The 322-nt window shown below is 63.7% G+C and carries 1 protein-coding gene; it reads right to left on the bottom strand.

The annotated features are described in order from the left end of the window. Positions 1-112: 112 nt before the first annotated feature. Positions 113-322 (bottom strand): hypothetical protein (locus tag SB725_RS30535; RefSeq protein ID WP_410923083.1); only part of this gene is annotated, 210 nt, incomplete at its 5' end.

Below are 322 nucleotides of genomic sequence, written 5' to 3'. Positions count from 1 at the left end.
GCGAGCTGCGGTGCATTGCGCTCGCGCGGTGGTACGTCGAGTGTCTTGCGCGAGAGTCAGCAGCGTCTCCCGGACCCCGCTGGCGTCCGCTATCCATGCAGCTGATCCGGCGCTACGAGACACCCGCCTCAAGCGACAGATCGAGCGGATTGACGCCACGCACGTCGCGCCAATAGCGCAACAGATTTTCAGGCTTTCCCGGCGGCAATCCCGGATCGGCACGGGTGACACGCTGACCGGCGACTTGATTTTCTCGCACTGCGAAGCAGCACCGGAAATGCGGGCAATCGCAAACGCAGTGGGTTACGACGTGCCTTTCCCG

Origin of the sequence: Pseudomonas sp. SIMBA_041 (assembly GCF_046535095.1) — a bacterium.
GTDB lineage: Bacteria > Pseudomonadota > Gammaproteobacteria > Pseudomonadales > Pseudomonadaceae > Aquipseudomonas > Aquipseudomonas mucoides.
This window is presented reverse-complemented; position numbering and strand designations above follow the sequence as displayed.